Here is a 19,047-nt window from a genome sequence, read left to right as displayed (position 1 = left end):
GTGACCGTCATCGAACTGCTGTCGTACGAGGACGCCCTCGCGTCGTACGACCCCGTCATGGGCCTTGAGGTCCATGTCGAGCTCGGCACCAGGACCAAGATGTTCTGCGGATGCTCGACCGAGCTGGGCGCCGAGCCCAACGCGCAGACCTGCCCCGTCTGTCTCGGCATGCCCGGCGCGCTCCCGGTCGTCAACGCGATCGGCGTCGAGTCCGCCATCAAGATCGGCCTCGCGCTGAACTGCGAGATCGCCGAGTGGTGCCGCTTCGCCCGGAAGAACTACTTCTACCCGGACATGCCGAAGAACTTCCAGACCTCCCAGTACGACGAGCCGATCGCCTTCAACGGCTTCCTGGACGTCCAGCTGGAGGACGGCGAGATCTTCCGCGTGGAGATCGAGCGCGCCCACATGGAGGAGGACACCGGCAAGTCGCTGCACGTCGGCGGCGCCACCGGCCGTATCCACGGCGCGTCCCACTCCCTGCTGGACTACAACCGCGCCGGCATCCCGCTCATCGAGATCGTCACCAAGCCCATCGAGGGCGCCGGCGAGCGGGCCCCCGAGGTCGCGAAGGCGTACGTCGCCGAGCTGCGCGAGGTCATCAAGGCCCTCGGCGTCTCCGAGGCCCGGATGGACAAGGGCCAGATGCGCTGCGACGTGAACCTGTCGCTGCGCCCGAACGGCACCGAGAAGTTCGGAACCCGCTCGGAGACGAAGAACGTCAACTCGCTCCGCTCCGTGGAGCGCGCGGCCCGCTTCGAGATCCAGCGCCACGCGGCGGTCCTCTCCTCCGGCGGCACCATCGTGCAGGAGACCCGGCACTTCCACGAGGAGGACGGCTCCACCACGGCCGGCCGCATCAAGGACAACGCCGAGGACTACCGGTACTTCCCGGAGCCCGACCTGGTCCCCGTCGCCCCGGCCCGCGACTGGGTCGAGGAACTGCGGGGCGGACTGCCCGAGATGCCGCGCGTGCGCCGCAACCGCCTCCGCGAGGAGTGGGGCGTGAACGAGCACGACATGCAGTCGATCCTCAACGCCGGCGCGGTGGACTCCATCGTCGCCACCATCGAGGCGGGCGCCGACTCGACCGCCGCGCGCAAGTGGTGGATGGGCGAGCTGGCCCGCAACGCCAACGAGCAGGGCGTCTCCGTCGACGAGCTGCCCATCACCCCGGCGCAGGTCGCCCGGGTCGCGGCCCTGGTCGCGGCCGGCGACCTCAACGACAAGCTGGCCCGTCAGGTCATCGAGGGCGTCCTCGCCGGCGAGGGCACCCCCGACGAGGTCGTCGAGAAGCGCGGCCTCAAGGTCGTCTCGGACGAGGGCGCGCTGGGCGCGGCCGTGGACGAGGCCATCGCGGGCAACGCCGCCATCGCGGACAAGATCCGCGGCGGCAAGATCGCCGCGGTGGGCGCCCTGGTCGGCGCGGTCATGAAGACCACCCGCGGCCAGGCGGACGCGGCCCGCGTCAAGGAGCTCATCCTGGAGCGGCTGGGCGTCTCGGAGTAGTCCCCGTACGCGAAGGGCGGCGCCGCACCGGATCTCCGGTGCGGCGCCGCCGTCGTGTGCGGGTCAGCGGGTCAGCTTCGGGGCGGCGATGGCCGTGGTGCCGTAGTCGCACCCGCCGTCCACTTTGATGCGGAGCCGCAGTGCACCGCTTACGTCCACCGACTGCGTGATGGGTTTGCCCAGCTCCACGAGTTCCGCGAAGGCCGCCGGCTGTCCGTCGACCGAGACGCTGACCCGGCCCTTCCCGTTCGTGGAGCCGTCGTCGATTCCGGCCGTGAACTCCAGGTGCTTCCACTCGCGGTTGAGATCGAACTCCGCGATCGCGTCGGACAGACAGTCGGCCGGGTCTGCGATGAACGCGACTCCGTACTGCTTGGTGTTGAGCTTCGCAGCTCCGACCGCGAACCGTTCCAGGCCCGATACGGATGCCATTCCGGTCAGATCGGCCGCCTTGATGTTCGCCGCGATACCCGCCGGCTTGCTGCCGGAGGCGGTGGGGTCGACCGTCGCCTCGCCGACCTCGCTCCCCGAGGCGCTGGGCGTCGGGGTCTCGGATTCCTCCGATGTCGCCGTGTCGGACGCGGGCGTCTCCACCTGGCCGCCCGAGGCATGGTCCTTCCCCTTGGCGTCCTCGTTCTGGAGCAGCTGTACGCCGATCACCGCGAGCGCGGCGATGACCAGCACGACGGCCACGGAGCCTAGGACGAGCCCGGTCCGCTTCTTCTCCTTCTTGCCGCCGGTCGGCCCCGGGGCCGGGGACTCGTGCAGGGCGTACGTGGGCGCGTACGCGGCGGGGGCGTGGGTCGGTTCGGTGGGAGGCGGTCCGCAGGCGGGCGCTCCGGCGGGCTGCGGCGGGACCACCGGAGCCGCCACCGGCCTGGGCGGGACCGCGTCGGGTGCGGCGTCCCGGACGGCCGTGGCCCGCTGGGAGGTGGAACTGGTCGTGGACACCACCGCGTGCCGGACGTCCTTCATCCAGCCGGTCAGGCTCACCGGCCGCTCGGCGGGGTCGTAGGCGTGGATCGCGGTGATCCGGCCGCGCTGCTCGGCGTCCAGCACCGCGAACTGCGGCAAGGCCTGCATGGCCCGGGCCAGTTGCTCCGGGGAGGAGGGCGGGGATTCCCCGCTCAGCAGGAAGTACGCGATGGCCCCGAAGGCGTACCGGTCCGTGCCCGGGGTCCGCTTGCCGTCGAAGACCTCGGGGGCCGCGTAGCCCGGGGTGAACCAGACCTCGGCCGTCTGGTGGTCGGCCGTGAGCTTGCTCAGGCCGAAGTCCACCAGGGTCGCCTGCCCGTGGGCGTCGACCATGACGTTGCCGGGGGAGAGGTCACCGTGGATGACCTGCCGCCCGGAGGGGGTCGCCTTCCCCGAGTGCAGCCAGTCCAGTACGTCGGCCAGTTGGTCCAGCGTGCGCATGACCTCGCGCCGCTCGGTGGGGGTGGTGAGGGTCCGCTCGGCGCGCCAGTCGCGCAGGTCGAGCCCGTCGACGTGGTTCATGACGAGCACGAGCGCCCGCCCGGTCAGCGTCCCGGACTCCCCGGGCCGGTGGATCGGCGGCCCCTCGAAGTGTTCTCGGACGCCGACGACGCCGGGGCGGTGGACGAACCGGAGCAGCTCGGCCTGTTCGTTCCACTTCTGGCTGATCCGGTCGAAGATGTCGGGCGTGATGGTCGTCTTGGAGTCGAGCACCTTGACGACCACCGGTTCACAGCCGCCCGCGAGCTCGAGCTCGGCGAGGTAGAGCACGGCCTCCCCGCCGCGCCCGATGGACCGGAGCAGCCGATAGCGGTCGGCTGCGGAATCCGGTCCGATGTGCAGATTCTGGCTGGTCAATTTCCCCCCAGCGGAACTGGTTTGAGTGGGGGTCAGTCTGGCGTGGCCTGAATCACACGGTCAATCGAAACGGTCAGTTTGCCGCGTCGGAGACGAAGACGGCCCAGGTGCCGGGGGAGACCGTCAGGACGGGCCCGTCGGCCGCCTTGGAGTCCCGGACGTGCACGGCGGCGGGGTGCGCGGCGACCTCGACGCAGTTGCCGCCCTCGTCGCCGCTGTAGCTCGACTTGTGCCAGTGGTAGGCGACTTCCAAGCAGTTGCCACCTTCGCTGCCGCTGTAGCTCGACTTGAACCAGACCAAGGCGTGGGTCATGACTCTCCTAGCAGGTCATCCAGCAGGCGCTTGCTGTCCTCCATGGACAGCGCCTGGTTCCGCAGCATCCCATACTTGAGGGTGAGCGGATGGACCTCATCGGGGTCGTCCAGCAGGAAGCTGACACGCTGGCCTTCGATGTAGGCGAGCTGGTCGTGGTCGTCGGTCTCCAGCAGCACCATGGGTCCATCGAGGCCCGCGTGGTTGCCCTGCCCTGTGGGCATGATCTGGAGCCCTAGGTAGGGAAGATCGGCCAGTTCGCGCAAGTGGCGGAGCTGTCCCCGAAGCACCGCATCGCCGCCGACGGGGCGCTCCAAGACGGACTGTTCGATGATGTGGTGCATCATCGGCGGCCACGGCTTACGGTCCAACAGCGCCTGTCGCGCCAGCCTCGTCGCGGTTTGGACCTCGATCTCTTCCGGGGTGAGCGGTGGGTAGAGGCAGCTGAAGACGCCCCCCGCGTACGCGGGGGTTTGGAGCAGCCCTGGGATGACGGAGTTCTCGTACGAGAACAGACTCTGCGCGTCCTGTTCGTGGGTGATGAAGTCGATCGCGAAGGCCGGGTACCGCTCCCGCCTCGGGACCTCCGCGAGGGCGACGGTCAGCGCGCCTCCGGTGTTGAACAGTTTGTCCAGGACCGCCGCCATCTTCGGTTGGAGCAGGCGGCGGCCCTGTTCCATCGAGGCGATGGTCTCCGGGTCGATGAACAGGTGCTCGGCGAGGGTCACCTGGGTGAACGGCGTCTGCTTGCGGTAGTGCTTGGCCAGGGCGCCAATGACCACCCAAGAGGCGTTGCGCAGGGGCTTGTTGGTGTGTGCCATGGCGGAGACATCCCCGAGTGACGGACCGCTGACGCACCGTGAACCCGTACAACACCCGTACGGAATCGCGCCGTCAGCGGGCTACGGGGCCGGGTGGAGGAAGAGGAGACGGGCTTTCTTCGCCGGGAGGTAGACCTCGGGCAGGTCGATCTCGGGCAGCTCGATCTCGGGACCGAGGGTGAAGCCGGAGCGCTGGAGGAAGGCGATGACCTTGGTGTTGCGGACGTCCGGCTCGCCGACCACCCGGCGGGCGCCGCCGTCGGAGAACAGGTACGCCGTGAACACGTCCACCAGGGCCGCGCTGAACCCGTGCTCCGGTGCGCCCTGGGCGGGGCCGAGCAGCAGGTGGATGCCGACGTCGCCCGGCCGCACCTCGTAGCACTCGCTGATCCGGTCCTCGGCGCAGTCGTACGTCTGGAACAGCGCGACCGGTCGGCCGTCGCGGCGGACGAGGAAGGCGTGGTGGGTGGTGCGGCGGTCGACGTCCTCGTAGATCTCCCGGACCAGCTCGTGGCTCGCCTCGGCCATGCCCCAGAAACGGGCCCGTTCCTCGGTGACCCACCTGTGGACCAGGGCCGAGTCGGCGGCCGGGTCGAGGGGGGTGAGGGTGACGGTGCCGAAGCCCCCGACGAGGCGGGTGAAGACGGGCTGCCGGGTGGCGGTGGACGTGAGCGTGGGCGTGGCGGGGGTGGTCATGCGGATTCCTTGGTGAGGCGGGCCCAGTCGGTGACGACGGGGACGAGTTCGCAGCGCGCCCAGAGGGGGAGTTGGTCGCGGTGGTGGGGGGAGCCGGTGACACCGTCGGCGCCCAGCGGGACCGCCCAGAGGCTGTCCTCGCGCCGGGCCAGGTCCCAGACGTAACGGGCCGCCGACGCGCGGGCGGCGGTGTCGGTGAGGCCGGGGACGGAGGACGTGGCGTTCACGCAGTCGTGGTCGCCGCCGAGTCCGGGCCACTCGGCGTCCGGGTCCGGGAAGGTCGACCACGGGGTCAGTCGGTGGACCGCCGACCACGGCGCGTCGGCGATGCGCGCGGCCGCGGTCTCCTCCAGGGCGGCGCGGACGTGCGCCGCGCGGTCCAAGGCGGGGAGGAGGGCCGTGGTCAGCAGGCCCTCCAGGGCGTAGCCGACGCGCGGGACGAGGTACAGCCAGGGGTGGAACACCTCGGGGGCGGTGGGGGCGTCGGCCAGGCCCGCGAAGACGGGGTCGGCGGCGAAGCGACGTACGGTCGCGGCCCGGAAGGCGGAGAAGACGGTGGCGTCGGTGGATTCGGCGTCCATGTGCCGGTCCCAGGCGAGGAGGCGTTCGCGCAGCAGCGCCGCGGCGGGGGAGAGGCCGTCGAGCCCCGGCAGCAGGTCCAGCAGGGGACGCGCCGAGGCGAGGTGGGTGTCCCGGTGGATGTCGGCCATCGCCTTCGGGGACCAGTCGGCCGAACCGGAGAGCAGCTCGCGGATGCGGTTCGCGCGGTGCGGGGGCGCGAACTCCACGCCGAGCGGGGAGGCGATGCCGCGCGCGTTCGCCATGACGGCGAAACCCCGGACCGGCTCGGCGGGGGTCTCGGCCCAACCCCGCCACGCGTACCGCCCGTCCCAGGCGGGCACGGGGCGCAGCCGGTTGGCGGGATCGCGGCGAGGGACCGCGCCGGCGACGCGGTGCAGCAGGCCGCCCTCGGTGTCGGCGGCGTGGACGACGTTGACGGGCTCGGCCCAGCCGTCGAGGGCGCGGTCGATGTCGGCGACCGTGCGGGCGCGCAGCAGCGCGGGGAGGGCGGCGAAGCCGAGGTCGCGGCGCACGCGGGGCGGGTAGCGCAGGGAGAGGACGGTGTCGGTGTCGGTGTCGCGGACGACGATCGGGCCGCGGGCGGTTTCGAGCACCTCGACGGTGACGGGGTCGGCGCCGGCGACGGTGACGGTCTCGGTGTGCCGGTGGACGGGCTCCCACGCGCCGTCCGGCCCGAGCGCTTCGACGTCGTGACCGTCGATGTCGTGGCCGTCGTCGGTGTGACCGTCGTCGGTGTGGCGGGCGGCGCCGCCGGTGACGGCCGCCGGGCGCAACTGTTCGACGTACAGGTCCTGGTAGTCGGCCATGGCGTTGGTGATGGCCCAGGCCGCGCTGCCCGTATGGCCGAAGTGGGCGAGGCCGGGGACACCGGGGACGGCGAGGCCGATGACGTCGTACTCGGGGCAGGAGAGGCGTATCTGCTGGTACACCCCGGGGTCTTCGATGAACCGGTGGGGGTCGCCCGCGATGATCGCCGCGCCGGTGGCGGTGCGCTCCCCGGGGACGAGCCATCCGTTGCTGCCGGCGGTGCCGGGGCCGTCCGTGGCGAAGAGGGTGACGGCGTCGTCGCCGAGGGCGCGGGCCACGCGTTCGCGCCAGAGCTTGGTGGCGAAGCCGGCGAAGAGGATGTGAGTGGCGATCCAGACGGACAGCGGTACCCACGGCTCCCAGGGGGTGGGGCTGTGCCCGGTGCGCGCGAACCGGTCGTCGCGGGCGGCGCCTTCGGCGAGGCCGTCGTTGACGCCGTCGACGTATGCCCGCACCCAGGCGGCGGTCTGCGGGTCGAGGGCCTCGTGGCAGCGGCGCGCGGTGTCGTCGAGCCGGGCCTGACGTGCGAACCGGTCCCAGGTGACGGCTTCCGGTCCGAGGAACGCGGCGCTCGTACCCCGGGCGCGGTGCCGCTCCACCTCCACCTGCCAGGCCCGGTCCAGGGCGGTGACGCGACCCTGGGCGCGGGCGAGGCGGAGGTGGTCGCGGGCGCGGAGATGGGGGATGCCCCAGGTGTCGCGGTAGACGCCGTCGAGGGCGGGGCCGTCGGGAGTGGAGCCGTCCGTGGTGGTCCTGCTGCTCATACTGGGGCTCCCCCGATGGCGACTGGTGGCTTAGGTAAGGCTTTCCTAACTGTCGACACTCACTATAGGCGCAGGCGGAGAGACAGAGATCGGAATCAGTCGCCGACGGTGCCGTCGATCGCCTCGCGAAGGAAGTCGGCGTGGCCGTTGTGCCGGGCGTACTCGTGGATCATGTGGAGCATCACGAACCTGAGGGAGACCTCCTCCTTCCACTTGGCGACGTAGCCCCTGACGTCGAGGGACTCGGCCGCGGCCTCCACGGCGCGGGAGTGCTCGACCTCCGCCTCCCAGGCCGCGAAGGCCTCGGCGCGGGTGGCGCGGGAGACGTCGTAGGCGGCCTGGAAGTCGTGCCGGTCGGACCACACGTGCGGGACGTCGGTGGCGCCGATCGTGCGACGGAACCAATGCCGTTCGACCTCGGCCATGTGTCGTACGAGACCCAGCAGGGACAGGGTCGAGGGCGGGGACGCCTGCCGGCGCAGGTCTTCGTCGGAGAGGTCCCGGCACTTCCGGACGAGGATCGCGCGGTGGTAGTCGAGGTGACCGCGGAGGCTTTCGCGCTCGTCGGCGGTGAAGGAGGGGTCAACGGGTTCCATGTAGGGATCTTGCAGCGTGGGGCGCCGCCGGCGGAAGGGTGTTTCGGGGAGGTGTCCCCTCAGCCCTCCCACATGTACGGCACCGTCACCCCGAGGACCTGGAAGCCCAGCCGCTCCAGGATCGGGCGGCTGTCGGCCGAGGCGTCCACCTGGAGGTAGGGGATGCCGCGTTGCTGCGCCACGCGGGCGCGGTGCGCGACCAGGAGGCGGTAGATGCCGCGCCCGCGCCACTCCGGAGTCGTGCCACCACCCCACAGTCCCGCGAAGGAGGAGCCCGGGGGCATCTCCATCCTGGCCGCGCTGACGGGGATGTCACCCGCCATGGCGAGTACCGCTTCGATCGTCTGCGGCCGCTCCCGCAACAGGCCGAGGATCTGCTCACGGACGCGCGGCCGCTCGGTCCCGAAGGCGCGGGCGTGGGCCCGCATCATCAGGTCCACCCCCGCTTCGTCCCGCACCACCCGCAGGGTGATCCCCTCCGGCGGGTCCACCGGCAGCGCGGCGAGATCGGCCGTCCGGGCCACCATCAGGGTCTCCGGCGGCTCCGGCACGAAGCCCGCCGCCCGCAGTCGTTCCCCCAAGTCCGCCGGGCGGTCGTAGTCGTAGAGCTTCCACTCGAAGTCCGTAGGCCGGTCCGAGCCCGCGTGCTTCGCGAAGTGCGCGATCTGCGCCGCGATCTCCGCGTCCGCGTTCTCCTCGTCCAGCTCCGACCAGAGCACGCCGTTCCAACCCAGCAGCCCGGGCACCGTCTGCCGCACGACCGCACCCGCCCGCTCCATCCGGGCCTCGGCCGAGTCGGACCGGGCGTCTCGGCGCATCTGCGCGTCGTACAGGGCCCGTACCCGCGTCACTTCGTCACGATCCATCGCTGTCGTCATCCGCCCAGCCCAGCACCCGGCATCCGCTCCGCACAACTGCATTAATCTCGGCCCGTGAACGACCACTCGACGACGACCGCGACCGCGACCGCGAACACGACCGCGTCTGCGACGACGACCGCGACCCCCGCCATCTACACCGGCAAGGCCGCCCCCGACGCCGCCGCCGACCGCGGTTGGCTCCTCGGGCACTTCAAGCCCGCCGGCGATCCCCGCCACAGCGAGGACGTCGAGATCAAGTGGGGGGTGCACCCCAAGGGCGACGAGCGGGCGCGCTGGGTCACCGGAGAGGAGCGCACCGCGCTCCAGGTGCTCATCAGCGGGCGTTTCCGACTGGAGTTCCCCGGCCGCACCGTCGTCCTGGCCGAACAAGGCGACTACGTGGTCTGGGGCCGCGGCGTGGACCACTCCTGGTACGCGGAGGAGGACACGGTGGTCCTCGCGGTCCGCTGGCCGTCCGTCCCCGGCTACCGCGCGGAAGCACCCGCCGAAGCGTCGTCCCCGGCGCCGATCGAGCCCCCTCCGGCGGCCTCCTGAGCCGAGAGCCCGGTCCCCTGTGACGGTGCGCACGAAAGGGACCGACGATCTCGAAACGCTGCGATCCTCAAGGGTGGGCCGTACCTCAAGGGTGGGGCAGTAGAGGCCCTGCTTCCGCCGGGTCTTCGCACGTTCAGGCGTTCTTTGCGACGGGCCGTCTCCCGTGAAGATCCGAACAACAGGGAGCACGTCCGTTGGCAGCAATCGCACGGTGGTGCCTGCGGCACCGCCTGGCCACCGTCTTGATCTGGCTGCTCGCCCTCGCCGGGACGGCAGGCGCCGCCGCGGTCGCCGGATCGGCGTTCTCCAACGACTACGAGGTACCCGGGACCGAGTCCGGCCGGGCCACCGCCCTCCTCCGCGAGGGCTTCCACGGCCAGGGCGGCGACACCGACACCATCGTGTGGCGGACCCCCGACCACCAGACGGCCCGCACCCCCGCCGTCGAGCGGCGGATGACGGCGGCGTTGGAGGCGGTGTCCCGTCTCCCCGGCGTCGGATCGGTCGTCAGCCCCTACGGTTCGCACCCGGGGCAGGCCGCGCAGATCAGCCCCGACGGGCGCACCGCCTACGCCGTCGTCACCTTCGACCGGGAGGCCGACTCCGTCCCCAAGGCCCAGGCCGAGGCGGTCGTCAAGGCGGCCAAGAACCCCGCCACCGAGACGGACGGTCTCCAAGTGGAACTCGGCGGCCGGGCGATCGGTCTGACCCAGGCGCCCAGTGCCCACTACGCCGAGGTCGTCGGCGTGGTCATCGCAGCCGTGGTGCTCTTCCTCGCCTTCGGGTCCCTGGCCGCGAGCCTGCTGCCCATCGCCACCGCCCTGGTCGGCGTGGGCACCGCCTATTTCGGGACCACCCTGCTCGGGCACGCCATGCCCGTCGCCGACTTCGCCCCGATGCTCGGCACGCTCGTGGGGCTCGGAGTCGGCATCGACTACGCGCTGTTCATCGTCACCCGGCACCGCAAGGGCCTCGGCCGTGGCCTCCCCGTCGAGGAGGCGGCCGCGCACGCGGTGGCCACCACGGGCAGGGCCGTGGTCTTCGCCGGGGCCACCGTCTGCATCGCGCTGCTCGGCATGCTCGTACTGCGGCTCGACTTCCTCGACGGCGTCGCCGTAGCGGCCTCCCTCACCGTGGTCCTCACCGTGGCCGCGTCGATCACGCTGCTCCCCGCCCTCCTCGCGGTCATCGGCCCGCGCGCCCTCTCGCGCCGCGAGCGCCGCCGGTTGGCGGACGAGGGGCCCCGGCCCGAGGCGGCCGCCGGTTTCGCCGCCCGGTGGTCCGCCTTCGTCGAACGGCATCCCAAACCGCTCGGACTGCTCGCAGCCGCCGTGATGGTGGTGCTGGCGCTCCCCACCGTCTCCATGCACCTCGGCACCTCCGACCAGGGCAACGACCCGGCCGGCTCCACCACCCGCAAGGCCTACGACCTGCTGGCCGGGGGCGCCTCCCCGACCCGGGAACGCGCAGCGGCCCCGTCGGAGGGCTTCGGCCCCGGGACCAACGGTCCGCTCACCGTCATCGTCCGTCTCGACGGCGCCGGAGACCGGATCGCCGTGGACGGGCTGGCCGACGCCCTGCGCACGACCAAGGGCGTGGCCTCCACCGCCCCTCCCGTCTTCAACCGGAGCGGTGACACCGCCGTCCTGACCGTCGTACCGGACTACGCCCCGCAATCGCGCGCCACGAGCGACCTGGTCGACACGTTGCGCCGGGACGTCATCCCGCGCGCCGCGCGCGGCACGTCGATGAAGGCCCACGTCGGCGGTGTGACCGCCTCCTTCGACGACTTCGCCGACGTGATCATCGGGAAACTGCCTCTCTTCGTCGGGGTGGTCATCGCCCTCGGGTGCGTCCTCCTGCTGCTGGCCTTCCGGTCCGTCGGCATCCCCGTCAAGGCCGCCGTCATGAACGTGGCGGCCGTCGCCTCGTCCTTCGGCGTCGTCGTCGGCGTGTTCCAGTGGGGCTGGGGCAGCGAACTGCTGGGCCTGGGCCGCGCCGGCCCGATCGAGCCGTTCCTCCCCGTCATCATGGTGTCGGTGCTCTTCGGGCTCTCCATGGACTACCAGGTCTTCCTGGTGAGCCGGATGTACGAGGAGTGGTTGGAGACCGGAGACAACCGACGGGCCGTACGCGTGGGACTCGCCGAGACCAGCCGGGTGATCAACTCGGCCGCCGTCATCATGATCTCCGTCTTCCTCGCGTTCGTCCTCAGCGGCGACCGGCTCATCGCGATGTTCGGCATCGCCCTCGCCTCCGCCGTCGCGCTCGACGCCTTCGTCCTGCGCACGCTGCTGGTCCCGGCCCTGATGCACATGCTGGGCGGCGCCAACTGGTGGCTCCCCGCGTGGCTCGACCGCCGGCTGCCGCGGATCAGCATCGAGCCGCCCGAGTGCCGCGACCGTGTCACACTGCCCGCGCGGAGGGCGGGTACCGACTCCGCCAAGCGCGAGGACGGCGCCGAGCCCGCCACGGCGGCCCGCTGACCCGGCGACCTCCGTACCGCGCCGCGCGCCTTGCTCCCCGGCTACCCGGCCGGCCCGGGTCCGGCCACCACGGCGGGTCGGCTCCTTCGCGACCGGGTCTTTCGGGAACGCGGCACGCACCGGGGCGCAGGGGCCGAGTCTCTCCGCCAGCCGCGAGGCCTCGCCGCGGTCGAGCGGCTCGGCGCGGAGCGGGAAGGGGCGCTGCGGGGGAGCCAGCCGCTCCGGGGCGTCCGCCAGGACACCGTGACCCGGGCGGCGCCCGCCTCCCGGTGGCCGGAACCCGTAGCCGGCAGCCGTGCCCGGGACCGGTTGCCACCCCAACCCGGGGCCCACCTGGGGCGATGCTCCGGAGGCTTCTCGGGGGCCTCTCAGGAACCTCTCAGAAACGCCGCCTACGGTGCCCCGCATGGAGACCACCAAGACCACCGCCCCCGCCCCCGCCGACGTCGAGAACCCCGAGGACGTGACGGCGGCCGACACCGCGACCGGCGCGGCGAAGGGCGAGACGGCCGAGCAGCCCGCCGACGGGCGCCCCGAAGTCGACGGTGACCACGCCGCCGACGGCTCCGCCGCCAAGGGCTCCGCCCCGGAAGACGTGGCCACCGAAGACTCCGCCGCCGAGACGGCGGACGAGACCGACCTGACCGACGACGCGGAGACGGACGAGACCGGCCTGACCGGCGAGGTGGACGACACCGACGAGCGCGCCGGTGGCGTCGGGGCCGCCGCCTGCGCCATCGTCGCCGCCGCACTGGGGACCGTGGCCCTCAGCGGCAGCTGGGTCTCCCGCGTCGCCGCCGAGCGCGAGAACCTGGTCAACCAGCTCGACCTGAGCCCCACGGCCGACAACAACGCGAAGATCGCGGCGCTCTACAGCGCGCCCTGGCACGCGACCGCCCTCGTCAACGGCGTCCTCGCCACCCTCGCGCTCCTGCTCGCCGTCTTCGTCCTGGCCCGTCCGGCCTTCGGCACGCCCGGCCGCACCCTCCCCACCTGGATCCGGTCCGTCGCCTGGGCGGCCGTCGCCCTCGGCGTCCTGGGCATCTTGATCTTCGGGCTCATGTACTTCGATGTCCTCCTCCCCGTCCCGACGGCTCCCGCCCAGCCCGCCTAGCCCGCCGGCCCGTAAGGAGGTTGCCCGGGCCGTAAGGGTCGGCCTAGGCACCCACTTACCTCCCCGTCACCCGCCTCAGGCGTCCGCCGGCCCCGCCTAAGGCACCCCGGACCGCACAGATGCGGCATGCGCCCGATGTGGCGGCACCCCCTGGGACGCGAATCTTGGATCACACCGAACGAGGTGCCCGAGAAACGCAACCAGGGAGTACGAGATGTTCGCCTACGAGATCGCCACCGCCCGCCACGCCGAACTCGTCCGCCAGGCCGACCGGTACCGGCTGATCCGGGAGGCCAAGAACGCGCGCCGCGCCGCCTCCGCACGGAGCCAGGAACCCGAAGGGACATCGGTGAGGGTCCAACGCAGCCGCTTCAGCCCGGCTGCGTGAAGCGCCCCGCACCCCGGCCCCACTGACCCGTGATGAGGAGCGCACCGATAACGAGTGCCGCCGGGCAGGGCCCCTGTGCGATGCTCGACGCCGTGGAGACCAGATCTGTCAGCCCGGTGTTCGTCGGCCGAGCCGACGAACTGGCCGTACTCGTGGACGCCTTGACGCGCGCCGCCGAACAGGAGCCGCAAGCCCTCCTCATCGGGGGAGAGGCGGGAGTCGGCAAGACCCGGCTCACCGAGGAGTTCCTGGAGGTCGCCGACCGCCGGGGCGCCGTGGTGGCCGTCGGAGGTTGCGTCGAGATCGGGGCGGAGGGTTTGCCCTTCGCCCCCTTCTCGACCGCCCTGCGCAGTCTGCACCGCCGGCTTCCCGGCGAGTTGGCCGCCGCGGCCGCAGGCCAGGAGGACGAACTCGCCCGCATCCTCCCCGAACTCGGCGAGACCCCCAGGGGGCCGCACGACGAGGAGAGCACCGCCCGGCTGTTCGAACTGACGGCCCGGATGCTGGAGCGGCTCGCCGCGGACCGCACGATCGTGCTCGTCCTGGAGGACCTGCACTGGGCCGACACCTCCACCCGGCACCTCCTCGCGTACCTCTTCCGGACCCTGGCAAGCGGCCGGCTCGTCGTCGTCGCCACCTACCGGGCGGACGACGTCCACCGCCGTCACCCGCTGCGGCCCCTCCTCGCCGAACTCGACCGCCTGCGCACCGTCCGCCGGATCGAACTGCCCCGCTTCAACCGGGCGGAAGTACGCCGCCAGCTCGCCGGCATCCTCGCGGCCCGGCCCGACGAGGGCTTCGTCGACTCCGTCTTCGAGCGCTCGGACGGCAACGCCTTCTTCGTCGAGGAACTCGTCGCCTCCCGGGAGAGCGGCTGCCGCACCGGGCTCACGGAATCCCTGCGCGACCTGTTGCTGGTACGGGTCGAGGTCCTGCCCGAGGCGGCCCAGCGCGTGGTGCGCATCGTGGCCGAGGGCGGCTCCACCGTCGAGTACCCGCTGCTGAGGGCCGTCGCCGGACTCAGCGAGGACGAGCTGATCGAGGCCCTGCGGGCCGCGGTCGGAGCCAACATCCTCCTCGCCACGGCCGACGGGGACGGCTACCGCTTCCGCCACTCGCTGGTGCGCGAGGCCGTCAGCGACGATCTGCTGCCCGGGGAGCGGGCCCGCGTCAACCGCCGCTACGCCGAGGCCATGGAAGGCGACGACTCGCTGGTCCGCGCCGAGGAGCGGGTCATCCGTATGGCCACCTACTGGTACCACGCCAACGACCCGGCGAAGGCGCTTCCCGCGGTGCTCGCCGCCTCGGTGGCCGCCCGCCGCCGGCACGCCTACTCCGAGCAACTGCGGCTGCTGGAACGCGCCCTGGACCTGTGGGACAGCGCCCCCGCGGAGGTCCGCGAGGCGCTGCGCCCGGTGGACTACACCGACGTGTACCCGCCGTGCGGCTGTGACCCGGCCACCACCCCGCTCGCCCGCCTCGACCTGCTGGCCGAGGCGACCGTCGCGGCGCGCTTCGGCGGCGAACGCGAACGCGCCCTCAAGACGACCAAGTTGGCCCTGAGGTTCCTCGAAGAGGACCAGGACCCCTTGCGCGCCGCCTGGTTCTGGACCGAGCGCTCCTCCCTGATCGCCGGTCTCGGACGGGGCGACGGGTGGGAGGAACTCGCCAAGGCGCAGGAACTCGTCCAAGGACTGCCGCCGTCGCACGTGCACGCCCAGGTCCTGGTCCGGGCCGCCGGGTGGGGCATGCTGCACAACCCCGGCCCGGGCAATCTGGAGGCCGCCGAACGGGCGGTCGAGTACGCGCACATGGTCGACGCGGAGGAGATCGAACTCAACGCCCGCATCACCATGGGCTCCCTGCTCGCCGACTCCGGGGAGCGGGAGAGGGGTCTGGCGGTGATGACCGAGGTCAAGGACCGGGCCACCGCGCTCGGCCACGTCATGCTGGCGGGGCGAGCCGACATCAACCTCAGCTCGCAGTTGGAGAGCCTGGGCAGGTCCCGGGAGGCCGTGGAGGTGGCCCAGCAGGGGGTCGAACGCGTGGGGAAGGCCCGGCTCCTGGACATCCAGGCCTGGATCTGGGGAAACATGGCCGAGAGCCTGTACAGCCTGGGCCGCTGGGACGAGGCCGCCGACGCGGCCCGGCGCACGCTGCGGGTCGGTCAGAGCGCGGCCCCGCGCGGCTCCGGCGCCGCCCGCCTCGCCTACCTCGCGCTGGCCCGCGGGGAACTGAGCGAGACGGCCACGCAACTCGCCGCCGCCCACGCCCACTTCGGAACCCACGACACCCAGCCACAGCACCGGATACCGCTGTACCGCCTCGCGGTCGGGCTGGCCGCGGGGGAGGGCCGGATCGCCGACGTCCGCGCGGAGGTCGCCGACGCGATCGCCGCCGGCTTCCCGCTGGGCCACCACCGCTACGCCTGGCCGCTGCTCCTCGCGGCGGCCACCGCGGAAGCCGACGCCCGTGGCCTCCCGGCCGCCGACGCCGGCCGCGCCGCCGCCGTGGACGTCCTGCGCGACGCCGCCCGGAACCTGGCCACCCCCGTGCCGGTGTGGGCCGCGCACGCGGAGTACCTGCGGGCCGAGCTGCGCCGGGCCGAGGGCGGGGACACCGTCCGCGACTGGAACTCGGTCGTGGAGGCCGTCGCCCCGCTGGAACGTCCCTACCTGCTGGCCCGCGCCCGCCACCGGCTCGCCGAGACCCTGCTGGCGGCCGGCTGCGACCGCGATCGGGCCGCGACCCTGCTCCGCGACGCCTACGCCACCGCCGACCGGTTGGGCGCGCGCCGACTCCGCGAGGACCTGGCCCTGTTGGCGCAGCGGGCCCGGCTCCCCCTCACCGAAGACGAGCCGGCGCGGCGGGCGGTCGCGCCGGAGGAGGACCCGGTCGAGGCGCTCGGCCTGACCAGCCGCGAGCGGGACGTGCTCCGCCTGGTCGCGACGGGCAGCACCAACCGGCAGATCGCCGAGGAACTGTTCATCTCCCCGAAGACGGCGAGCGTGCACGTCTCGAACATCCTCGCCAAGCTGGGCGTCTCCGGCCGAGGCGAAGCGGCTGCCCTCGCCCACCGGCTGCGACTGTTCGGCCCGATCGTCCACGTCCCCCCGCCCGCCAGGGCGGCCCACAACCGGTAGGACGGTCCCCGCCCGGTAGGGCCCCCGGGGCGCGGCGCCCCTGCCGACCCCGGGTCCCGCCGGTCACCGCACGGTCAGTGTCAGGATTCTGTCGTCACCGGCGCTCGGCGACCCGCGGCCGTCCGTCTCGCTCGTCACCAGCAACAATCTGTCCCCGCCCAGTGCCACCACCGTCCGAAGCCGGCCGTAGGCGCCCTGGAGGAACGCTTCCGGCTGCGCCACCGGGGCCGCCCCCGCCAGCGGAATCCGCCAGAGCCGCTCGCCCTTCAGGGCCGCCATCCAGATGGAGCCCTGCGCCCACGCGATCCCGCTCGGCGAGGCCTCGTCCGTCTTCCACACCGCCACCGGGTCCCGCAGACCGGGCTTGCCCGCCTTCCCCTCGGCCTCGGGCCAGCCGTAGTTCCCGCCCGGCTCGATGAGATTGAGCTCGTCCCAGGTGTGCTGCCCGAACTCGGACGCCCACAGCCGTTTGTCCTGGTCCCAGGCCAGCCCCTGCACATTGCGGTGGCCGTAGGAGTAGACGACGGAATCGGGCTCCGGATTGCCGTGTACCGGCTGCCCGTCCGGGGTCATCCGGAGGATCTTGCCGCCGAGCGACTTCTTGTCCTGCGCCAGCCCGGTGTCACCCGTCTCCCCGGTCCCGGCGTAGAGCATCTTGTCCGGGCCGAAGGCGATCCGGCCGCCGTTGTGTATCACGCCCTTGGGGATGCCCCGCAAGATGGTGTCGGGAGCCCCGAGCTGCTGCCCCGCAGGCCGCTCGGCGTCGTAGCGCATCCGGGCGATGCGGTTGTCCGACTCGGTGGTGAAGTAGGCGTACACCAGATGGTCCGAAGCGAAGGCCGGGGACAGGGCCAAGCCCAGCAGTCCCCCCTCGCCTCCCGGGGCCACCCCCGAAACCTTTCCGATTTGGGTCACCGTGCCCTTGCCCACATCCACCCTGCTGATGGTGCCCTTGTCCCGCGAGGCCACCAGCAGGTCGCCCTCCGGCAGCGGTGCCACTCCCCACGGGGACTCCAGGTCCTTGGCGACCTCGCCCGTCACGGTCACCGACCCCTTGGCGGGCGGCGCCGAAGCGTCCGGGGAGCGGGACGGGCCGCCCGAGGCGGCCTTGGCCGTCGCGGCGGACGCCGCCTGCGGTGGTGAGCCGCCCGGCCCGGGGGGCGCGCCGCCCGGTGGTGAACATCCCGCCGCCAGCAAGGCCCCACATCCCGCCAGGGCGAGAGCCGCCGGCACTCCGCGGGGCCGGGCGCGCGGGTCCTCGTACGACACGTGTGCCTCCCGAGGACCCCCGAATCCCCAAACGCGATCCCGCCGCCCCTGCCCCCGCGTCCGACCCCGCGCCGCGCCCGCCGACCCCTGTCCGTATCGCATCATCCTGCTCCCCTCCGGTCCTGTGACTGTGCCCTTCCACCTGACTCAACCGCCACGGCCTTACCCGAAGTTCCACCACTCGTACACTCGATCGAGTGGATGTGTGAGCCGCCCACGGGCGGACCGGCTCAGTCCCAGGCCCCCACCGCCGCCGGCAGCCCGGCTATCTCCGCCAGATCGGCGGCCGTGAGCCGGACCTCCGCCGCCCGCGCGTTCTCCGCCGCCCAGTGCGCACGGTCCGCGCCCGGCACCGGCACCACGTGCGGCCCCTGCGCCAGCACCCACGCCAGCGCCACCTGCGCCGCGGTCACCTCGGGCCCGTGCCGCGAGGCCACCCGCCGCAGCCCCGCCACCAACACCTGGTTCGCGGCCATCGCGTCCGCCGTGAACCGGGGGTGCCGGGCCCGCGCGTCCTCGGGCTCGAATCCCGCCCCCGGCCGCAGCGTCCCCGTCAGGAAGCCGCTGCCGAGCGGCATCGCCGCCAGCAACCCCACTCCCCGGGCGGCGCACCACGGCAGCAGTTGCCAGGCCGCCTCCGGCGACCACACCGACAGCTCCGCCTGGACCGCGGTCACCGGGAACACCTGCTGCGCCCGCTCCAGGTGCCGCACGGTCGACCGGTACCCCCGGTCCCCGAGCCGCCCCGCCCCCGGACCGGCCGCCGCCCCCAGCGCACAGAAGCCCAGCGCCCGCACCTTCCCCGCCCCCACCAGCTCCGCCATGGCGCCCCAGGTCTCCTCCACCGGGACGTCCGGATCGACCCGGTGCAGTTGGTACAGGTCTATGACGTCGGTCCGCAGCCGTCGCAGCGACGCGTCGCAGGCCCGCCGCACGTATCCCGGCCGCCCGTCGGCCACCACGTGCTGCTCGCCCGCCCGCAGCCCCACCTTGGCGGAGACGAAGGCGTCCGAGCGCCGCTCCCGCAGCACGCGCCCGAGTACGAGCTCGTTGGTGTACGGCCCGTAGACGTCGGCGGTGTCCAGCAGGTTCGCCCCCAAGTCCAGCGCCGTGTGCAGGGTCCGCAGCGACTCCTCGCCCCGGCGGCGCGAGGGCGCGTATCCCCAACTCATCGGCATGCAGCCGAGTCCGACGGCGCCCACCGTCAGCGATCCCGCCCCGATCGACCTGCGCTCCACGCCTGAGTCCCCCTCCCGGTCCGGCCCTCAAACTAACGGCTTGATCGCGATGCCTTCGCATAGCCTCGTGATC

General features: G+C 72.7%; 15 protein-coding genes. 6 read left to right on the top strand and 9 right to left on the bottom strand.

Going from position 1 to position 19,047, the window contains the following annotated elements; all coding sequences use genetic code 11:
• The gene (gene gatB, locus ACV7NM_RS10255; RefSeq protein ID WP_463410011.1) at positions 1–1,509 is read left to right on the top strand and encodes an Asp-tRNA(Asn)/Glu-tRNA(Gln) amidotransferase subunit GatB; all 1,509 of its coding nucleotides are present in this window, start codon (positions 1–3) and stop codon (positions 1,507–1,509) included.
• Between the two features lie 63 nt (positions 1,510–1,572).
• Here the strand turns inward: gatB and ACV7NM_RS10250 are convergent, their stop codons facing one another.
• From ACV7NM_RS10250 to ACV7NM_RS10220, 7 genes are all read right to left on the bottom strand, one after another.
• Positions 1,573–3,342: a protein kinase domain-containing protein gene (locus ACV7NM_RS10250; protein WP_463410010.1), complete on the bottom strand. Its 1,770-nt coding sequence runs from the start codon at positions 3,340–3,342 to the stop codon at positions 1,573–1,575.
• A gap of 73 nt (positions 3,343–3,415) precedes the next feature.
• A complete protein-coding gene (locus ACV7NM_RS10245) occupies positions 3,416–3,655 on the bottom strand; it encodes a DUF397 domain-containing protein (RefSeq protein WP_463410009.1) in 240 nt (79 codons plus the stop codon).
• A complete protein-coding gene (locus tag ACV7NM_RS10240; RefSeq protein ID WP_463410008.1) occupies positions 3,652–4,476 on the bottom strand; it encodes a helix-turn-helix domain-containing protein in 825 nt (274 codons plus the stop codon). Before ACV7NM_RS10240 ends, ACV7NM_RS10245 begins: the two co-directional genes overlap by 4 nt.
• Positions 4,477–4,557: 81 nt before the next feature.
• On the bottom strand, positions 4,558–5,172 hold the full coding sequence (locus ACV7NM_RS10235) for a GNAT family N-acetyltransferase (protein ID WP_463410007.1): 615 nt from the start codon (positions 5,170–5,172) through the stop codon (positions 4,558–4,560).
• Entirely contained in the window at positions 5,169–7,325 is a 2,157-nt protein-coding gene (locus tag ACV7NM_RS10230; RefSeq protein ID WP_463410006.1) for a penicillin acylase family protein, read from the bottom strand. Before ACV7NM_RS10230 ends, ACV7NM_RS10235 begins: the two co-directional genes overlap by 4 nt.
• Before the next feature lie 95 nt (positions 7,326–7,420).
• Positions 7,421–7,921: a DinB family protein gene (locus ACV7NM_RS10225; protein ID WP_463410005.1), complete on the bottom strand. Its 501-nt coding sequence runs from the start codon at positions 7,919–7,921 to the stop codon at positions 7,421–7,423.
• A gap of 59 nt (positions 7,922–7,980) precedes the next feature.
• A complete protein-coding gene (locus ACV7NM_RS10220; RefSeq protein ID WP_463410004.1) occupies positions 7,981–8,787 on the bottom strand; it encodes a GNAT family N-acetyltransferase in 807 nt (268 codons plus the stop codon).
• Between the two features lie 144 nt (positions 8,788–8,931).
• On the opposite strand from ACV7NM_RS10220, the gene ACV7NM_RS10215 reads away from it, so the two are divergent.
• From ACV7NM_RS10215 to ACV7NM_RS10195, 5 genes are all read left to right on the top strand, one after another.
• On the top strand, positions 8,932–9,336 hold the full coding sequence (locus ACV7NM_RS10215; protein ID WP_463413886.1) for a cupin domain-containing protein: 405 nt from the start codon (positions 8,932–8,934) through the stop codon (positions 9,334–9,336).
• Positions 9,337–9,530: 194 nt separating this feature from the next.
• Entirely contained in the window at positions 9,531–11,822 is a 2,292-nt protein-coding gene (locus tag ACV7NM_RS10210; protein WP_463410003.1) for an MMPL family transporter, read from the top strand.
• A 406-nt stretch (positions 11,823–12,228) separates the two neighbouring features.
• On the top strand, positions 12,229–12,936 hold the full coding sequence (locus tag ACV7NM_RS10205) for a hypothetical protein (protein WP_463410002.1): 708 nt from the start codon (positions 12,229–12,231) through the stop codon (positions 12,934–12,936).
• A gap of 214 nt (positions 12,937–13,150) precedes the next feature.
• On the top strand, positions 13,151–13,324 hold the full coding sequence (locus ACV7NM_RS10200; RefSeq protein WP_463410001.1) for a hypothetical protein: 174 nt from the start codon (positions 13,151–13,153) through the stop codon (positions 13,322–13,324).
• 80 nt (positions 13,325–13,404) lie between these two features.
• The gene (locus tag ACV7NM_RS10195) at positions 13,405–16,467 is read left to right on the top strand and encodes a helix-turn-helix transcriptional regulator (RefSeq protein ID WP_463410000.1); all 3,063 of its coding nucleotides are present in this window, start codon (positions 13,405–13,407) and stop codon (positions 16,465–16,467) included.
• 63 nt (positions 16,468–16,530) lie between these two features.
• Here ACV7NM_RS10195 and ACV7NM_RS10190 read toward each other — a convergent pair whose 3' ends face one another.
• Both ACV7NM_RS10190 and ACV7NM_RS10185 read right to left on the bottom strand, forming a co-directional pair.
• Positions 16,531–17,736 carry a PQQ-dependent sugar dehydrogenase gene (locus ACV7NM_RS10190; protein WP_463409999.1) on the bottom strand — a complete coding sequence of 402 codons (1,206 nt, stop codon included), beginning with the start codon at positions 17,734–17,736 and terminating at the stop codon, positions 16,531–16,533.
• 230 nt (positions 17,737–17,966) lie between these two features.
• Positions 17,967–18,974 carry an aldo/keto reductase gene (locus tag ACV7NM_RS10185; RefSeq protein WP_463409998.1) on the bottom strand — a complete coding sequence of 336 codons (1,008 nt, stop codon included), beginning with the start codon at positions 18,972–18,974 and terminating at the stop codon, positions 17,967–17,969.
• Positions 18,975–19,047: the final 73 nt, after the last annotated feature.

This window comes from Streptomyces sp. Tek67B01 (genome assembly GCF_055231995.1).
This window is presented reverse-complemented; position numbering and strand designations above follow the sequence as displayed.

Coding starts and splice junctions, on each gene's coding strand:
- ACV7NM_RS10220 (WP_463410004.1), bottom strand. CDS start 8,787: ATGGATCGTGACGAAGTGACGCGGGTACGGGCCCTGTACGACGCGCAG.
- ACV7NM_RS10240 (WP_463410008.1), bottom strand. CDS start 4,476: ATGGCACACACCAACAAGCCCCTGCGCAACGCCTCTTGGGTGGTCATT.
- ACV7NM_RS10205 (WP_463410002.1), top strand. CDS start 12,229: ATGGAGACCACCAAGACCACCGCCCCCGCCCCCGCCGACGTCGAGAAC.
- ACV7NM_RS10230 (WP_463410006.1), bottom strand. CDS start 7,325: ATGAGCAGCAGGACCACCACGGACGGCTCCACTCCCGACGGCCCCGCC.
- ACV7NM_RS10200 (WP_463410001.1), top strand. CDS start 13,151: ATGTTCGCCTACGAGATCGCCACCGCCCGCCACGCCGAACTCGTCCGC.
- ACV7NM_RS10245 (WP_463410009.1), bottom strand. CDS start 3,655: ATGACCCACGCCTTGGTCTGGTTCAAGTCGAGCTACAGCGGCAGCGAA.
- ACV7NM_RS10225 (WP_463410005.1), bottom strand. CDS start 7,921: ATGGAACCCGTTGACCCCTCCTTCACCGCCGACGAGCGCGAAAGCCTC.
- ACV7NM_RS10235 (WP_463410007.1), bottom strand. CDS start 5,172: ATGACCACCCCCGCCACGCCCACGCTCACGTCCACCGCCACCCGGCAG.
- ACV7NM_RS10195 (WP_463410000.1), top strand. CDS start 13,405: ATGCTCGACGCCGTGGAGACCAGATCTGTCAGCCCGGTGTTCGTCGGC.